The organism is Arthrobacter sp. B0490 (genome assembly GCF_002929355.1).
Classification (GTDB): Bacteria; Actinomycetota; Actinomycetes; order Actinomycetales; family Micrococcaceae; genus Arthrobacter_D.
The window spans coordinates 79,200-94,727 of the sequence record NZ_PJIR01000007.1 but is presented as its reverse complement, the minus strand read 5'-3'; the positions used below and the strand labels follow the sequence as shown (position 1 = coordinate 94,727).

Annotated in this window: 15 protein-coding genes; 8 read left to right on the top strand and 7 right to left on the bottom strand. The window is 71.5% G+C overall.

What is annotated here, in order from left to right; all coding sequences use genetic code 11:
- Entirely contained in the window at positions 1 to 1,632 is a 1,632-nt protein-coding gene (gene pgm, locus CXQ97_RS12225; protein WP_104181144.1) for a phosphoglucomutase (alpha-D-glucose-1,6-bisphosphate-dependent), read from the bottom strand.
- A 119-nt stretch (positions 1,633 to 1,751) separates the two neighbouring features.
- Here pgm and CXQ97_RS19875 point away from each other — a divergent pair, with 119 nt between their 5' ends.
- Together CXQ97_RS19875 and CXQ97_RS12220 are read left to right on the top strand one after the other, a co-directional pair.
- Entirely contained in the window at positions 1,752 to 1,919 is a 168-nt protein-coding gene (locus CXQ97_RS19875; RefSeq protein ID WP_181035061.1) for a hypothetical protein, read from the top strand.
- Between the two features lie 55 nt (positions 1,920 to 1,974).
- Positions 1,975 to 3,171, top strand: coding sequence for a glycerate kinase (locus CXQ97_RS12220; RefSeq protein WP_104181143.1), 1,197 nt, complete (start codon positions 1,975 to 1,977; stop codon positions 3,169 to 3,171).
- Here the strand turns inward: CXQ97_RS12220 and CXQ97_RS12215 are convergent.
- The 3 genes from CXQ97_RS12215 to CXQ97_RS12205 all read right to left on the bottom strand — a co-directional run bounded on the left by CXQ97_RS12215 (position 3,168) and on the right by CXQ97_RS12205 (position 7,759).
- The gene (locus tag CXQ97_RS12215; RefSeq protein WP_104181142.1) at positions 3,168 to 4,691 is read right to left on the bottom strand and encodes a long-chain fatty acid--CoA ligase; all 1,524 of its coding nucleotides are present in this window, start codon (positions 4,689 to 4,691) and stop codon (positions 3,168 to 3,170) included. The genes CXQ97_RS12220 and CXQ97_RS12215 overlap by 4 nt on opposite strands.
- 164 nt (positions 4,692 to 4,855) lie before the next feature.
- Entirely contained in the window at positions 4,856 to 6,319 is a 1,464-nt protein-coding gene (locus CXQ97_RS12210) for a peptide MFS transporter (RefSeq protein ID WP_258062531.1), read from the bottom strand.
- On the bottom strand, positions 6,320 to 7,759 hold the full coding sequence (locus tag CXQ97_RS12205) for an amidase (protein ID WP_104181141.1): 1,440 nt from the start codon (positions 7,757 to 7,759) through the stop codon (positions 6,320 to 6,322).
- A gap of 146 nt (positions 7,760 to 7,905) precedes the next feature.
- Between CXQ97_RS12205 and CXQ97_RS12200 the strand changes: the two genes are divergently transcribed.
- The 4 genes from CXQ97_RS12200 to CXQ97_RS12185 all read left to right on the top strand — a co-directional run bounded on the left by CXQ97_RS12200 (position 7,906) and on the right by CXQ97_RS12185 (position 10,706).
- Positions 7,906 to 8,232, top strand: coding sequence for a rhodanese-like domain-containing protein (locus tag CXQ97_RS12200; RefSeq protein ID WP_104181140.1), 327 nt, complete (start codon positions 7,906 to 7,908; stop codon positions 8,230 to 8,232).
- Positions 8,229 to 9,260: a prephenate dehydratase domain-containing protein gene (locus tag CXQ97_RS12195; RefSeq protein ID WP_104181139.1), complete on the top strand. Its 1,032-nt coding sequence runs from the start codon at positions 8,229 to 8,231 to the stop codon at positions 9,258 to 9,260. Before CXQ97_RS12200 ends, CXQ97_RS12195 begins: the two co-directional genes overlap by 4 nt.
- Before the next feature lie 45 nt (positions 9,261 to 9,305).
- A complete protein-coding gene (locus tag CXQ97_RS12190) occupies positions 9,306 to 10,280 on the top strand; it encodes a DNA topoisomerase IB (protein WP_104181138.1) in 975 nt (324 codons plus the stop codon).
- 87 nt (positions 10,281 to 10,367) lie between these two features.
- Positions 10,368 to 10,706 (top strand): hypothetical protein, encoded by a 339-nt coding sequence (locus tag CXQ97_RS12185; protein WP_104181137.1) that lies wholly within the window; start codon positions 10,368 to 10,370, stop codon positions 10,704 to 10,706.
- An 18-nt stretch (positions 10,707 to 10,724) separates the two neighbouring features.
- On the opposite strand, the gene CXQ97_RS12180 is transcribed toward CXQ97_RS12185, so the two are convergent.
- On the bottom strand, positions 10,725 to 11,834 hold the full coding sequence (locus CXQ97_RS12180; RefSeq protein ID WP_104181136.1) for a diacylglycerol kinase family protein: 1,110 nt from the start codon (positions 11,832 to 11,834) through the stop codon (positions 10,725 to 10,727).
- A 68-nt stretch (positions 11,835 to 11,902) separates the two neighbouring features.
- Between CXQ97_RS12180 and serS the strand changes: the two genes are divergently transcribed.
- Positions 11,903 to 13,192: a serine--tRNA ligase gene (serS, locus tag CXQ97_RS12175; RefSeq protein ID WP_104181135.1), complete on the top strand. Its 1,290-nt coding sequence runs from the start codon at positions 11,903 to 11,905 to the stop codon at positions 13,190 to 13,192.
- A 32-nt stretch (positions 13,193 to 13,224) separates the two neighbouring features.
- The gene (locus tag CXQ97_RS12170; protein WP_104181134.1) at positions 13,225 to 14,064 is read left to right on the top strand and encodes an HAD family hydrolase; all 840 of its coding nucleotides are present in this window, start codon (positions 13,225 to 13,227) and stop codon (positions 14,062 to 14,064) included.
- A gap of 20 nt (positions 14,065 to 14,084) precedes the next feature.
- Here CXQ97_RS12170 and CXQ97_RS12165 read toward each other — a convergent pair whose 3' ends face one another.
- Both CXQ97_RS12165 and CXQ97_RS12160 read right to left on the bottom strand, forming a co-directional pair.
- Positions 14,085 to 14,741 carry a hypothetical protein gene (locus CXQ97_RS12165; protein WP_104181133.1) on the bottom strand — a complete coding sequence of 219 codons (657 nt, stop codon included), beginning with the start codon at positions 14,739 to 14,741 and terminating at the stop codon, positions 14,085 to 14,087.
- 209 nt (positions 14,742 to 14,950) lie between these two features.
- Positions 14,951 to 15,517, bottom strand: a complete 567-nt coding sequence (locus tag CXQ97_RS12160; RefSeq protein WP_104181132.1) for an inorganic diphosphatase — start codon at positions 15,515 to 15,517, stop codon at positions 14,951 to 14,953.
- Positions 15,518 to 15,528 lie beyond the last annotated feature (11 nt).

Genomic DNA, 15,528 nt, shown 5'->3' with positions numbered 1-15,528 from the left:
TCAGCTGATGACGCCGTCCACGAGGGCCTTCGCCTCGGCCTGCACCTGCTTCAGGTGCTCCTCGCCCCGGAAGGACTCCGCGTAGATCTTGTAGACGTCCTCGGTACCCGAGGGGCGGGCCGCGAACCAGGCGTTCTCGGTGGTGACCTTGAGGCCGCCCACGGGGGCCCCGTTGCCGGGGGCCTCCGTCAGGCGGGCGGTGATCTCCTCGCCGGCGAGGGTCGTGGCGGTGACGTCCGACGGCGAGAGCTTCCCCAGCGCCGCCTTCTGCTCGCGGGTGGCTGCGGCATCGATGCGCGCGTAGACGGGCGCGCCGAAACGGTCGGTCAGCCCTGCGTAGTGCTGCGACGGCGTCCTGCCCGTGACGGCGGTGATCTCCGAGGCCAGCAGCGCCAGGAGGATGCCGTCCTTGTCGGTGCTCCACGGGGTCCCGTCGAGGCGCAGGAAGGAGGCTCCGGCGGATTCCTCGCCCCCGAAGGCGAGTTCGCCGCTGAGCAGGCCGGGCACGAACCACTTGAAGCCCACGGGGACCTCCTGCAGCACGCGGCCGAGGTCCGCCGCCACGCGGTCGATGATCGACGACGAGACGAGGGTCTTGCCGATCACGGCGTCCGCGCGCCAGTTCGGGCGGTTCGCGTAGAGGTACTGGATGGCGACGGCGAGGTAGTGGTTCGGGTTCATCAGGCCGGCGTCGGGGGTGACGATGCCGTGGCGGTCGGCGTCGGCGTCGTTGCCGGTGGCGATGTCGAATTCCGTGGCGCGCCCGATCAGCGACGCCATGGCCGACGGAGACGAGCAGTCCATCCGGATCTTCTCGTCCCAGTCCAGGGTCATGAACGCCCACTGCGGGTCCACGGTCGGGTTGACCACGGTGAGGTTCAGGTTGTGGCGCTCCCCGATCGCGCCCCAGTAGTCCACGGAGGCGCCCCCCATCGGGTCCGCGCCGATGTGCACGTTCGCCGACCGGATGGCGTCGAGGTTCAGCACGGACGGGAGGTCGTCGACGTAGTGCTGCAGGAAGTCGTAGCTGCTGATGCCCTCGGCGGTGCGGGCCTCGGCGATCGGGACGCGCTTCACGTCCCGCAGGCCGCCCTCGAGCAGCACGTTGGCGCGGTCGGCGATCCAGTTCGTGGCGTCCGAGTCGGCCGGGCCGCCGTGCGGCGGGTTGTACTTGAAGCCGCCGTCGCCCGGCGGGTTGTGCGACGGCGTGATGACGATGCCGTCCGCCCGCTCCGTGCGTGACGCGTTGTACGTGAGGATGGCGTGCGAGACGGCCGGGGTGGGGGTGTAGGCGCCGCGCGCATCGACGAGGACGCTCACACGGTTGGCCGCCAGTACCTCCAGGGCGGTGTTCTGCGCGGGTTCCGAGAGGGCGTGGGTGTCCTTGCCCATGAACAGCGGACCGGTGATGCCCTGGCCGGCACGGTACTCCACGATCGCCTGCGTGATCGCCGCGATGTGGCCTTCGTTGAAGGAGGACTTCAGGGAGGAGCCGCGGTGCCCCGAGGTCCCGAAGGCCACGCGCTGCGCGGGGTCCCCGAGATCGGGTTCGACGTCGAAGTACGCGTCGAGCAGCTTGGTCACGTCGACGAGGTCGCTGGGGAGGGCTACGGTGCCCGCTCGGTTAGCCATGGCCCCAGCATGCCAAAGAAAGCGTGCGATTACATCCGCCGGTTGCCCGCCACCCGATCATCAGTAAGCTGAGTATCAGCACCCAGCCAGGGGGCGGACGCATCACGGAAGGCACCACCATGAGCGAGAATTCCAGCGACACCCCGACCGGCGACCCCGAGGAGCAGGGCGCCGACGAGGCCGGCACGCTCGAGGAGCAGACGGCCGGCGGCTACGGCGGACCCGGCACCGAGGACGAGATCGCCCCCGACTTCGAGGTGGACAACGGCGGCGGTTCGGGCGACTGACGGCGGACCCGCCCGCCTCTCCGGTCCCTCCCGGCACCGCGGCTAGGGTGAGGGGGTGACCACGCCAGCGACCCCCCGCCCGCTCAGGATCGTCCTCGCACCGGACTCCCTCAAGGGCAGCCTCCCCGCGGCGGAGGCTGCGCTCGCCATGTCCGCCGGCGTGACGGCGGCCGCCGCGCGCCTCGGCCACCCCGCGCCCGACGTCGTCCTCGCCCCTCTCGCCGACGGGGGCGAGGGGACGCTGGACGCGCTCCTCACCGCCTGGTCCGTCGAACCGCGGACCACCCGGTGCCATGATGCCGCCGGGCGCGCGCGGACCGCGCGCTACGGCATCTCGGCGGCGCCTGCGGCATCGGGCCTCCCGGTCCGGGGCGTCCTCGAGGCGGCGGAGGCCAACGGCCTGCCCCTGGTCGCCGATCTCCCCCTCGACGCGCTGACCGCGACGAGCTACGGCGTCGGCGAGATCGCCGCCCGCCTCCTCGACGACGGCGCCGAGGAGATCCTCCTCTGCATCGGGGGATCCGCGACCACCGACGGCGGCACAGGGCTGCTCTCCGCCCTCGGCGCCCGCTTCCTCGACGCCGACGGTCGGCCGCTCCCGCCCGGAGGCGGCGCCCTCACGGCCCTGGTGTCGGTCGACACCCGCACCCTGCACCCCCGCGCCCGGAGCGTGCGCTGGCGCATCGCCGTCGACGTCGACAACCCCCTCTGCGGACCCCGTGGCGCCGCCGCCGTCTTCGGGCCGCAGAAGGGCGCGACGCCGGACGAGGTCGTGGTGCTCGATGCCGGCCTGGCGCACCTGGCGCGGGTCGTGGAGGACGCCACGGGCGCAGCGATGCTCGAGGTGCGCGGCGCCGGCGCCGCGGGCGGCCTGCCCGCCGTGCTCGTCCCGTTCCTCGGGGCGGAGATCGTGCCCGGTTCCGCCCTGGTGGCGGATGCCGTCGGCCTGTCCGGGGCACTCGCCGACGCGGACCTCGTCCTCACCGGGGAGGGATCCCTCGACGCGCAGTCGCTCGGCGGGAAGGTGGTGCAGGCCGTCGTCGGGAACGCCCCCGCCCGCTGCGCCGTCGTCGCGATCGCGGGACGCGTGCAGCTCACGGCGGCCGAGGTCCAGGGCGCAGGCCTGGCGGCGGCGTTCTCCCTCGCGACCGGCCCCACGGCGCTCGAGGAGCTCATCCGGAGGGCAGGGCCGCTGATGGAGGAGGCCGCCGCGCAGGTCTACGGCGTCTTCAGTGCGGGCCGCTTCCGCTAGACCCGGATCTCCCGCTTCAGGATCTTGCCGGTGGGGCCCTTCGGCAGGGCATCGACGAGCACCACGCGGCGGGGGTACTTGTACGCGGCGACGCGTTCCTTCGCGAAGGCCACGATCTCGGCGCCGAGCGCCTCGCGGGCGGCGTCGTCGGCGGGCGCGTGCTCGGCCTTGAGGCCGATGACCGCCACGATCTCCTCGCCGTGCAGGTCGTCCGGTACCCCGATCACGGCGGCCTCGGCCACGGCGGGGTGCTCGTAGAGCACCTCCTCCACCTCGCGCGGGTACACGTTGTAGCCGCCGCGGAGGATCACGTCCTTCTTGCGGTCCACGATGAAGATGAGGCCGTCCTCGTCGATCCGGGCGAGGTCGCCGGTCCGGAACCAGCCGTCGGGGATGGCCGCCCCGGTGGCCTCGGGGTTCTCCCAGTAGCCCTTCATGACGCAGTGCCCGCGGACGGCGAGCTCGCCCACCTCACCCTGCGGGACCTCGGTGCCCTCGGGGTCCAGCATGCGCACCTCGACGCCGTCCACGGGCGTCCCGATGGACCCGGGCTTGCGCAGGTGCCCCACCCGGTTGAAGCTGACGATCGGCGACGTCTCGGACAGCCCGTAGCCCTCCAGCAGGTCGGCGCCGAAGACGCGCTCGAACTCGTGCAGCACCTCGACCGGGAGTGCCGAGCCGCCCGACACGGCGACCCGCACGGACGAGAGGTCCGTCTCGGTGACGGCCGGGTGGCGCAGCATCGCGATGTACATCGTGGGGACGCCCTCGAAGATCGTGACCCGGTCGCGGGCGATGATCTCGAGGGCCTTGCCCGGCTCGAAGCGCGGCAGCAGGGTCACCGTGGCGCCGGTGAGGACGGCCGCGTTGAGCGCGCACGTCTGCCCGAAGATGTGGAAGAACGGCAGGCCGCCGAACAGCACCTCCCCCTCGGAGGTGCCCATGAGGTCCCGGGAGATCTCGGTGTTGCGGGCGAGGTTGGCATGGGAGAGCGTGGCGCCCTTGGGCCGGCCGGTGGTGCCCGAGGTGTAGAGCACGACGGCGGTGTCCTCGCCGTCGAGCTCCACCACGCCCGGTGCGGGTTCGGCGCCGGACACGCGCTGCATGAAGGTCGTGCTGTCCACGGCGATCACGCTCACGGGATCTCCGGTCCCGGTGCCGGACTCCTCGGCGCCGGCCTGCGCCTCGGCGAGAACGCCCTCCCAGGCGAAGACGAGCCGCGCACCGGAGTCGGTCAGGTGGTAGGCGACCTCGCGGCCCTTGAGCAGCGGATTGAGGGGCACGACGACGGCGCCCGCCCGGAGGACACCGTAGTAGACGAATGCCATCTGGGGAATATTCGGCATGATGAGGGCCACGCGGTCCCCGTGCCGTACGCCCTGCTCCGCGAGGATCGTCGCGACCTTCTGGCTGAGCACCTCCAGGGCGCCGAAGGTCACCTCCACGTCGTCGAGCTTGATGGCCACGGCCGAGGGGCTCCTCGTCGCAGTGGCCACGAGGTTGTTGGCGAGGTTCGGCACGTGATCTCCTTCGATCTCCGGTACGTCTGCAGCAGCTCCCGGTACGGATGTTACCGGTGGGTAGAAGTCTGTTGGATCAGGGGCGCCCACGCAACAGGACCCGCCCGGACGCGGACGGGTCCTGTCGGGACGAGGTGCCGGGGCCGGTCGGCGCCGGCGGAGCGCTACCGGACCCCGCTCATGGCCTTCCGGATGGCCGGGGCGCTCGCGAGGAGGGCACCGCCGAGGATGATCGCGGTGACGCCGCTGAAGGCGAAGTACGGCACCTCGTTCTCCTCGGAGTAGAAGCCGGCGAGGAGGCCGGACACCGTGGTGCCCAGCGAGATGGAGAGGAAGAACAGGGCCAGCATCTGCGTGCGGAAGGCCTCCGGCGCCAGCTTGGTGGTCACGGACAGACCGATCGGCGAGATGAACAGCTCGGCCCAGGTGAACAGCAGCAGGATCGCGGCCAGGCCGATCAGCGGCGTGCTGTTGGCTCCCCCGCCCGCGAAGGGGATGAACGCGAGGAAGGCGAGTCCCATGACGATCAGGCCGAAGGAGAACTTCACGGGCGACGACGGCTGGCGGCTGCCGAGGCGGGTCCAGAGGGCCGCGAAGACGCCGGCGAAGAGGATGATGAAGATCGGGTTGATCGACTGCACCATGCCCGGGGGCATCTCCCAGCCGAAGAGGTTCCGGTCCAGTCGGCTCTCGGAGTACAGGGCCACCACGGTGAACTGCTGCTGGAACAGGGACCAGAAGGCGGCGCTGGCGACGAACAGGGGCATGAAGGAGTAGACGCGGCGGCGTTCCAGGGCCGAGACCTTGCTGCTCGTGAGGATCACCGCGAAGTAGGCGACGGTCGCCGCGATCGCGGTGTAGGCCATCACACTGGCGAGGTTCCCGGCGTCGAGGAGTCCGGTGCCCAGGGCCCCGCCGATCAGGACGACGGCGACGACGGCGACGACGATCCAGCGCGGGTAGGCGGACCGGGGGAGGGGGTTCTCGATCTCGTGCGCGGCGGGCGGCAGGTTCTTGCGCGTGACGGCGTACTGGACGAGCCCGGCCGCCATGCCGATCGCGGCGAGGCCGAAGCCGACGTGGAAGCCGTAGGTGTCCCATGCGAGGTTGGTGAGCAGCGGCCCCACGAGGGCGCCGATGTTGATGCCCATGTAGAAGATGGAGAAGCCGGCGTCGCGGCGGTCGTCGCCGGGCGCGTAGAGCGTGCCGACGAGCGAGGAGGCGTTGGCCTTCAGGCCGCCGGAGCCGACCCCCACGAGGACCAGGCCGATCGCGAGGCCCACCACGCCGGGCAGCAGGGCCAGGGCGATGTGCCCGCACATGATGATGATCGCGGAGCAGAAGAGCACGCGCTCGGACCCGAGGACGCGGTCCGCGAGCCAGGCGCCGAGGATGGTCGAGAGGTACACGCCGCCGCCGTAGGCCCCGACGAGCCCGGCCGCCGTGACCTCGTCGAACGCGAGGCCGCCCTCGGCCAGGGAGTAGGTCATGTAGTACAGGAGCAGTGCCTGCATGCCGTAGAAGGAGAACCGCTCCCACAGCTCCACGCTGAAGAGGTTCGCCAGCATCCGCGGGTGACCGAAGAACGTCCTCCCGCCGGTGGCGGGGGTCTGCTTGGTTGTACTCACTTACTCCATGGTGCCGCTCGGGTGGGAGAAGCGCAAAACATCGGGCCGCTGCAGGAGGGCCTCGATCTGCGCGGTGACGGCGAGCAGCTGGGCCTCCTCCCCGGGGCGGCCGATGAGCTGCACGCTCATCGACAGGCCGTCCGGGAGGCGCAGGGTGGGGACCGTCACGGCCGGCAGGCCGCACACGTTGACCATCGAGGTGTAGGGCGAGTACTGGCACTGCCGGAGGTAGTCGGTGTCGCCGTCGGCGTCCGTGTACCAGCCGAGAGGGCGCGGCGTCATCGCCACCGCCGGCGTCAGGACCATGTCGTAGCGGGAGTACTGCTCGATGCTGTCCAGTTCGAACTGCCGCAGTACCTCGACGGCCCCGACGAGGTCGGCCGCCGTCCGGCCCAGCGCGCGACGGCGCAGCACGCGGGTGATGTCCGTCAGCCGGTCCTCGCGGTCGTCCGGGATGGGCGCGGCGGCGAGCCCGGCGGTCCAGACCAGCTGGAAGGCGTCGTGGTAGCGATGGTCGTACGTCAGGTCGGCCTCGACGATGTCGTGTCCGGCCCCCTGCAGCAGCCGGATCCCGGCATGGAAGGCGTCGGTCGCCGCGCTGTCCAGGGCGATGTCCATCGCGCCGGAGAAGGGCGAGGCGGTGCTGACGCCGATCCGGAAGCGTCCTTCCGCCCGCAGGGCGGCCTCGGTGAACGACCCGGGGTAGCGGGAGGCCGCACTCGTCGGCCTGTAGTTCGGCTCCCGCACCAGGGCGTCGAGGAGCAGGCCCGCGTCCACTGCGGAGTGGGCCAGCGGGCCGGCGACGACCAACTGGCCGAGGTCGGCCTGGCCCGAGCCCGAGGGCACGCGGCCGCGATTGGGTTTGAGGCCCACCAGTCCGGTCGCGGCCGCCGGGATCCTGATGGATCCGCCGCCGTCGGTGCCGGGGGCGAACGGGATCATGCGGGCGGCCACGGCCGCCGCGCTCCCGCCCGAGGAGCCGGCCGGGCTGAGGCGCGGATCCAGGGGGTTGCGGGCGGGGGGCGCCACGAGGTTCTCGCTGTAGCAGCTCAGCCCGAACTCCGGAACCTGGGTCTTGCCGAGGCTGATGGCGCCCGAGCGCCGGAGGACCGCTGCGAGGGGTGCATCCTTCTCGGCGACCGCGTGCTCGAGCGCGGCCGTGCCGAGCGTCGTCCTGACACCGCCGACGTCGGTGAGGTCCTTGTGGGCCAGCGGCACGCCGTGCAGCGGCCCGAGGGGCGCCCCGGAGCTGCGCAGGGCGTCCGCGTGGTCGGCCGCCCGCAGTGCGTCGTCGTGCGTGACGGTCACGAAGGCCCCGAGATCAGGGTTCAGGGCGTCGATGCGCCGCAGGAAGTGTTCCGTCGCCTCACGGGCGCCGACCGCCCCGCGTGCCAGGGCGTCCCTGAGGGTGAGTGCTGAGAGTTCGTGCAGTTCGCTCATGGGGCTCCAGTCGGCAGCGGGCCGTCGCGGGCCCATCACGCCGCAGGCCCTGACGGAACAACAAGGACAACTATAGGAGTCCGGTCCCTCCACCCGACGAGGAGTGGAGATGGCGGTGCCGCGCCGCCCCGTGAAAGGGTGGGTGCATGAGCGAACCCCAGAACGTACCGGTGACCGCCGTGCCCGGCGACGCGCACATCCTCGATGTCCGCGAGGACTACGAGTGGGAGGCGGGCCACGTGGACGGCGCCCTCCACATCCCGCTCGACCAGCTTCCGGCCCGGCTCGAGGAGCTGGACCCGGACGAGGACCTGCACGTCATCTGCCGCAGCGGCGGGCGCTCCCAGCGCGCGGCCGAGTGGCTCGAGGGCAACGGCTACACCGCCGTCAACGTGAGCGGCGGCATGGGCGCCTGGCTCGAGGCCGGCAAGCCGATGGTGTCCGAGACGGGTAGCGAGCCCACGGTCCTGTGACCCGTCCGCACAGTTCCTCCTTCGCCTACCTGGGCCCGGAGGGCACCTTCACGGAAGCCGCACTGCTGCAGGTGCCGGGTGCGGGGTCCGCCCGCCGCGTCCCGGCGTCGACGGTGGGTGCCGCGCTCGATGCCGTCCGGACGGGGTCGGTGGACGCCGCGATGGTGCCCATCGAGAACTCGGTGGAGGGCGGCGTGAGCGCCACGCTCGACGCCATCGCCGTCGGCGACCCGCTGCGGATCCTGCGGGAGGAACTGGTACCCATCACGTTCGTGCTCGCGGCCCGGCCGGGGGCGGAACTCGGTCGGGTCCGTCGCATCGCCACCCACGGCCACGCCTGGGCGCAGTGCCGCACCTGGGTCGACACGCATGTACCGGACGCGGAATACTTCCCGGCGTCGTCCACCGCGGCGGCCGCCTACGGCCTCGCCGACGGGGGGTCCGGTGGAGATGCACGCGGCGATACGGCCGGCGATTCCCGCGGGAGTGGTCCCGCAGGGGCCGGATACGACGCCGCGATCTGCTCGCCCCTCGTGGCCGGGCGACTCGGTTTGGCGGTCCTCGCGACGGACATCGGCGACGTGACGGACGCCGTCACGCGGTTCGTCCTCGTGGGGCGGCCGGATGTCCTGCCGCAGCGCACCGGATCGGACAAGACCACGCTCGTGATCCCCCTGCCGGAGGACCGCCCCGGGGCCCTGATGCAGATCCTGGACCAGTTCGCCGCGCGGGGCGTGAACCTCAGCCGCATCGAGTCACGGCCCACGGGCCAGTTCCTGGGTGACTACTTCTTCAGCGTGGACGCCGACGGGCACGTGGAGGACGCCCGGATCGCCGACGCCCTCAAGGGACTGCACCGCATCAGCCCGGGGCTCCGCTTCCTCGGGTCCTACCCGCGCGCGGACCGCCGCTCGCCCGCCGTCGAACGCCACACCTCCGACGACGCGTTCGGTGCCGCCGACGCGTGGCTCGCGACCATCCTCCGTCCTGCGGCGGAAGCAGCACCGTCGGGAGCCGAAGCACAGTAGGCTTACTATCGAAGGTCCTCCTCCCATTCGAAGGCTGGTTCCACGATGGCTCGATTGCGCCGCAGCAACACGCGCAGGCCCGGCATCACCCGACGCCGCCACGGCAAGGGCTTCAGCTACCGGGCCCCGAACGGCGAACTGCTGCAGGACCGCGACGAGCTCGGGCGCATCCGGGACCTCGTGATCCCGCCTGCGTGGAAGGACGTGTGGATCGCGCCGTACCCCAACGGGCACGTACAGGCGATCGGCACCGACGACGCCGGGCGGCGCCAGTACATGTACCACCCTGCCTGGCGTCAGCAGAAGGACCGTGAGAAGTTCGACCGCGCGCTGGACTTCGGTGCCAAGCTGCCGAGCGCCCGCCGCGCCATCACGCAGCACCTGCGCAGTGACGGGCTCCCGCGGGAGCGCGCCTTCGCCGCGGCCCTGCGGATCGTCGACTCCGGGGCCCTCCGGATCGGGTCCGCGCAGTACGCGGAGGCCAACGGGTCCTTCGGGGTGACCACGCTCCTCGTGGAGCACTGCAGCATCGACGGGCACACCGTGGCGTTCGACTTCCCCGGCAAGAGCGGACAGCACTGGGACACCCTCCTCGAGGACGAGGACCTCGCCGGTGCGCTGCGGCCCATGATGGAGCGCGAGGACGCCGACACCGTGCTCGCCTACCAGAGCGACGACGGCAAGTGGCACCACGTGGACGGATCACTGCTCAACGAGTTCCTCCGCCAGGTCACCGGTGGACCGTTCACGGCCAAGGACTTCAGGACCTGGCAGGCCACCGTCGTCGCCGCGATGGCCCTCGCCAAGGAGGACATCAAGGCCACGAGCCGCACGGCCCGCCAGAAAGCCGTCAGCGCGACCATGAAGGCCGTCGCCGACCACCTCGGCAATACCCCCACCGTGGCCCGCAGCTCCTATGTCGATCCGAGGCTGGTCGACCGCTTCATGAGCGGCGAGGTCATCCCGATCACCACCTACTCGGCGTCGGAGAAGGCCGTCCAGGAACTCCTGCGCGACTGAGCCCGCGCATTTCCAACCATCCCGTTCGTCAGTACGCTGGCAGCGGGCGCCCAACGAGGAGCGCATCCTTCGACGAAAGGCAGAATCATGACCGAGAACGCTCACGGAGGACACATCGTGAACCCCAACGAGGGCGACGGGTCGACGTCGGATCCGAACTGGCGCGGCGACATGGGCGACCAGGGCAACGACGTCCGATTCGCGGAGGAGCAGGCCCTCATCGACCAGCAGGCCGGCCACGCCGACCGCGACACCTCCGACGACGCCGCCGAGGAGAGCAGCTACACGAGTGCCGAGCCCGCCGGCGGCTCCGGCGGCTACACCTCCTCCCAGGACCCTGCCGAGGAGGGCGAGTACACCGACAAGGACAAGCCCCTCGTCGAGGAGCCCGAAGGCCAGGGCGGCTACACGGACAAGGACCGCTAGGACCGATCCGACCCCGCGCTAGGAACGGCGCGCAGCCGCCGGACGGGACGCCGGCGGCCCCGAGGGTCCGGGTGCCGACGCCGGCACCCGGACCCTCAGTGCGTGAGGGTCCACGCGGGCCGTCATCGAGGAGACGGACCCGGAGGGGTCGCCGTCGAGCTGGGTGGCGATCGGATCGCCCGACCACACCGACACCTCGCGGGCACGGTAGTAGCTGATCACCGGGATACCGCCGCGATGCCGCAGCAGGATCTTCGCAGCCATCCACGTCCAGCCGAGGAGACTGCGCGGGCTGAGCACCACCACGTCCAGGTAGCCGTCGTCGATGAGGGCATCCGGTACGAAGTCGACGCCCGCCGGCAGCTTCCCGCAGTTCGCCACCAGCAGGCTGCGGACCTTCCGGCTCTGGGGAGGCTGGCCGTCCAGGCTGATGGAGATGCGGCGCCGCCGGCCCGGGAGGTGGCGGACGCCGGCCTCGCTGTACGCGAGCCACCCGAACCTGTCCTTCAGGTCCTGCTTCGCGTCGGTCATCACGCTCGCGTCGAAGCCCACGCCGCCCATGACGAGGAACGGATGCTCCGACGAGGCCTGCGTGGAGTCGTTGCGCAGGCTGATCCGCGCCATGTCGATGCGCCGCTCGTGGCCGTGCAGGGCGAGGCGGAGGCATCCGGCGATGTCGTTGTACGGCAGGCCCAGGTTCCGCACGAGCAGGTTCCCGGTGCCGAGGGGCAGGAGGCCGAGGGCCGCCGGCCGGTGCGCGAGGGCCTGCGCCACGGCGCGCACGGTGCCGTCGCCGCCGGCCGCGAGGACGACGTCGGCCCCGGCCTGCAGTGCCTGCTCGGCCTGGCCCGTCCCCGGGTCCGCGATGGTGGTCTCGAGCACGAGGGGAGGATCCCACCCGGCATCGGAGCAGGCCTGCTCGACGAGGGCGCGCGTCGCGCCCGCCTGCAGCTTCGACGGATTGAGCACGAGGGCGACGCGCTGGGGTCCCGGCGCCACCGCGGTGGGCTCGTTGACGGAAGCGGTGGGCGTACGGGTCTGCTGCAGCCGCCGGACCGACCAGTAGCTCTGGATGGACGCGACGGCGGCGGACGCCGCCGCGGTCCCGGCAAGCAGTTTGCGGCGCATGGTCACCCACAATAGCGGCACGGCCGGCCGGGGCCGGCGGGCCCCCGGGCTTGGGTAGTCTTGACCGTGTGATCGACGTCAACGACCTCCGCCTGAATCCCGAGCAGTTCCGAGCATCGCAGCGTGCCCGCAGGGCGGACGAGTCGCTCATCGACGCCGTCCTCGCGGCCGACACCCGGCGCCGTGAGGCGGTCACGTCCTACGAGACGCTGCGCGCCGAGCAGAACGCCTTCGGCAAGAAGGTGGCCCGGGCCAAGGGCGCGGAGAAGCAGGCGCTCCTGGCCGAGGTGAAGGAGCTCGCGGCGGCCGTCAAGGTGGCAGCGGCCGGTTCCGAGGAGGCGAAGTCCGAGCAGGAGGCGCTGGTGCGCAGGCTGCCGAACCTCGTGCAGGACGGGGTGCCCGAGGGCGGCGAGGACGACTACGTGGTCGTCAAGACGGTCGGCACGCCGCGGGACTTCGCCGCCGAGGGCTTCGAGCCCCGCGACCACCTCGAGATCGGTGAGCTGATCGGGGCGATCGACATGGAGCGCGGCGCCAAGGTCTCGGGATCGCGCTTCTACTTCCTCAAGGGCGTCGGCGCCCGGCTCGAGCTCGCCCTGCTGCAGATGGCCATGGACCAGGCCATCACGGCGGGGTTCGTCCCGATGATCACCCCCACCCTCGTGCGTCCCGAGACCATGCAGGGCACGGGCTTCGACATCGCGCACGACGCCGAGATCTACCGGCTCGAGGCCGACGACCTGTACCTCGTGGGCACCTCGGAGGTCGCGCTCGCCGGGTACCACTCGGACGAGATCATCGACCTCACCGCGGGCCCCGTCCGCTACGCGGGCTGGTCCTCCTGCTACCGCCGTGAGGCCGGCTCCCACGGCAAGGACACCCGCGGGATCATCCGCGTCCATCAGTTCAACAAGGTGGAGATGTTCACGTACACGACCGTCGAGGAGGCCGCCGCCGAGCACGAACGCCTGCTCGCCTGGGAGGAGGAGATGCTCGCGAAGGTCGAACTGCCCTACCGCGTCATCGACACCGCCGCAGGCGACCTCGGGATGTCGGCCGCGCGGAAGTTCGACTGCGAGGCGTGGGTCCCGACGCAGGGCGACTACCGCGAGCTGACCTCGACGTCGAACTGCACCACCTTCCAGGCACGGCGTCTGAACATCCGCGAGCGTCAGGAGGGCGAGGGACAGAAGGGCACGCGTGCCGTCGCGACCCTCAACGGCACGCTCGCGACCACGCGCTGGATCGTCGCGATCCTCGAGCACCACCAGAACCCCGACGGCTCCGTCACGGTGCCGGCCGCCCTGCGTCCGTATCTCAACGGGATGGAGACCTTCCCGGTCCTGGCGCCGCGCTAGCAGGGCACCCGCGACGTCTGGTTCACTGAAGTATGAGTACCTTGAGCAACCTCGGCGGCACGGACGACCGGCAGGAGAACCGCAAGCACCACCTGATCGCCCTCGACGTCGACGGCACCCTCGTGGACCACGAGGGTTCCATGACGGAGGAGGTGCGTGATTCGGTGCGGGCCGCCGTCCAGGCCGGGCACGACGTCATCATCGCCACCGGCCGCTCCCTGGGCGCCACACTGCCGGTCATCGAACTGCTCGGCATCACCCGCGGCCACGCGGTGTGCTCCAACGGCGGCGTGACGCTGAGGATCGACACCACGCTGGCGGAGGGCTTCGAGGTCATCGACCGCGTCACCTTCGACCCGAAGCCCGCCCTGCTGGCCCTCCGTGACCGGCTCCCCTCCGCCAAGTACGCCCTCGAGGACGACCGTGGCCGGTTCCTGTCCACCGAGAGCTTCCAGGACGCGAGCTTCGGCTCCGACGCGCAGAGCGTGGACTTCGAGGAGATGCTCGAGAGCCGAGCGGTGCGCGTCGTCGTCTTCAGCACCGACAGTTCGGCGGAGGAGTTCGGCGCGGCCGTCGCGTCGATCGGACTCCACGGCGTGACCTACTCCGTGGGCTGGACCGCCTGGCTGGACATCGCCGCCTCCGGCGTCACGAAGGCCACCGCGCTGGAGGCCCTCCGGCGGCGGCTCGGCACGGACCAGGACCTCACGGTAGCCATCGGCGACGGCCGCAACGACATCGAGATGCTCCAGTGGGCCGGACGCGGGGTCGCGATGGGACAGGCCCCCGACGAGGTCCGCTCCGTCGCGTCGGAGGTCACCGGCAGCGTGTTCGACGACGGCGCCGCGAAGGTCCTGCGCTCCCTCGTCTGACACCGGCCGTCCGGTGCCGGTCAGGCGCCGGACGTGGTGGCAGCCCGCTCGTAGGCCAGGCCCGCCGCGGGGAGCGACGCCGGCCCCCGGGTGAGATCCAGCAGGCGCGCGGCGGCCGGGCGCGTCGCCCACTCCTCCATCCAGTGCGAGCGGACGACGGCGCGGCTCACGGCCTGCGTCGTGATGCCGAGTTCCTGCGCCACGTACTTCTGCTGCCCCCGCGCGCCCGGCGTCATGAGGTCGAGGACGGTCCACTCGGCGTCCGTGCGCGTGGAGACGATCTGCCCCAGCAGCCGGAGGACGGCCTCCGCCTCCACGGCGATCCCGCCGTCCGGCCCCTCGACCGCGAGGGGGATCCGCTCACCGGTCTTCCGTGCCCTGTTCACGGCCCGCCGGGCGTACACCAGGCCGTAGCCCTCGGCGTCGACGATCCGCTCGGGGACCGGGGGAGTGAGGCCGCCCACGCCGATCCCGACGTGCCAGCGCCGGTACCGGATGGCCCGCAGCGCCGCGTCGACCGCCGTCGTGGCCGAATCCACCACGCCCTGTACCTCGTCGCCGACGGAGCGCTGGAACGGGACCACGGCGGGCAGGTGGCGCAGGGCCCGGAGCAGGTCGCCCGTGAGGTCGCCCACCTCCCGCGAATCGCGCTGGTTGATGGTCAGGACATAGGACATGCGTCAAGTATGGGCGCGGGGCCCGTGGATCAACCGCTTTGCGTTGATTCCGCGCGTCCGTCGGTCGCGGCCGATGTCCTGCGCCGGGCGCGACCCCACCGGAGCGCCGGCCGGACGCCGAAGAGCCCGGAGACTGCCGGAGCCCCGGAGATGACGGAGCTCCCGCAGTCGCGAGACCTGCGGGAGCTCCGTGCCGGATGCCCGTCGTGCTAGCGGCCCTCGGGCGTGTCCGTCGCGTTCTCGGCCTCCACGGCGACGGAACGGCCCTGCGGCTCGTCGTGGGCGCTGCCCTCACCGATCTCCTGGAAACGCTTGAGGGACGCCTCGACCTCGGCCTCGGCCTCCTCGCGGCCGGCCCAGTCGGCGGCCTCCACCCACTTGCCCGGCTCGAGGTCCTTGTACTTCGTGAAGAAGTGCTTGATCTCGTCCAGGAGGAAGTCGGACACGTCCGACAGCTCCCTGATGTGGTCGAAGCGCGCATCCACCGGCACGCAGAGGACCTTCGCATCTCCGCCGCCGTCGTCGGTCATGTTGAAGACGCCGATGGGGCGGGACTCCACGAGGACGCCCGGGATCAGGTCGAAGTCCTGGAGCAGCACCAGCGCGTCCAGCGGATCGCCGTCCTCGCCCAGCGTGTTCTCGAAGTAGCCGTAGTGCGTGGGGTACTGCATCGACGTGAACAGGACCCGGTCGAGGCGCAGCCGGTGGGTGTCGTGGTCGATCTCGTACTTGACGCGCGAGCCCTTCGGGATCTCGATGGTGACGTCGAGCTTCATGGCAACTCCTG

What these genes read in the sequence shown, in the direction of transcription:
- pgm (WP_104181144.1), bottom strand. Translation starts at nt 1,632, where the DNA reads ATGGCTAACCGAGCGGGCACCGTAGCCCTCCCCAGCGACCTCGTCGAC.
- CXQ97_RS19875 (WP_181035061.1), top strand. Translation starts at nt 1,752, where the DNA reads ATGAGCGAGAATTCCAGCGACACCCCGACCGGCGACCCCGAGGAGCAG.
- CXQ97_RS12205 (WP_104181141.1), bottom strand. Translation starts at nt 7,759, where the DNA reads ATGAGCGAACTGCACGAACTCTCAGCACTCACCCTCAGGGACGCCCTG.
- CXQ97_RS12200 (WP_104181140.1), top strand. Translation starts at nt 7,906, where the DNA reads ATGAGCGAACCCCAGAACGTACCGGTGACCGCCGTGCCCGGCGACGCG.
- CXQ97_RS12190 (WP_104181138.1), top strand. Translation starts at nt 9,306, where the DNA reads ATGGCTCGATTGCGCCGCAGCAACACGCGCAGGCCCGGCATCACCCGA.
- CXQ97_RS12185 (WP_104181137.1), top strand. Translation starts at nt 10,368, where the DNA reads ATGACCGAGAACGCTCACGGAGGACACATCGTGAACCCCAACGAGGGC.
- CXQ97_RS12180 (WP_104181136.1), bottom strand. Translation starts at nt 11,834, where the DNA reads ATGCGCCGCAAACTGCTTGCCGGGACCGCGGCGGCGTCCGCCGCCGTC.
- CXQ97_RS12170 (WP_104181134.1), top strand. Translation starts at nt 13,225, where the DNA reads ATGAGTACCTTGAGCAACCTCGGCGGCACGGACGACCGGCAGGAGAAC.
- CXQ97_RS12165 (WP_104181133.1), bottom strand. Translation starts at nt 14,741, where the DNA reads ATGTCCTATGTCCTGACCATCAACCAGCGCGATTCGCGGGAGGTGGGC.
- CXQ97_RS12160 (WP_104181132.1), bottom strand. Translation starts at nt 15,517, where the DNA reads ATGAAGCTCGACGTCACCATCGAGATCCCGAAGGGCTCGCGCGTCAAG.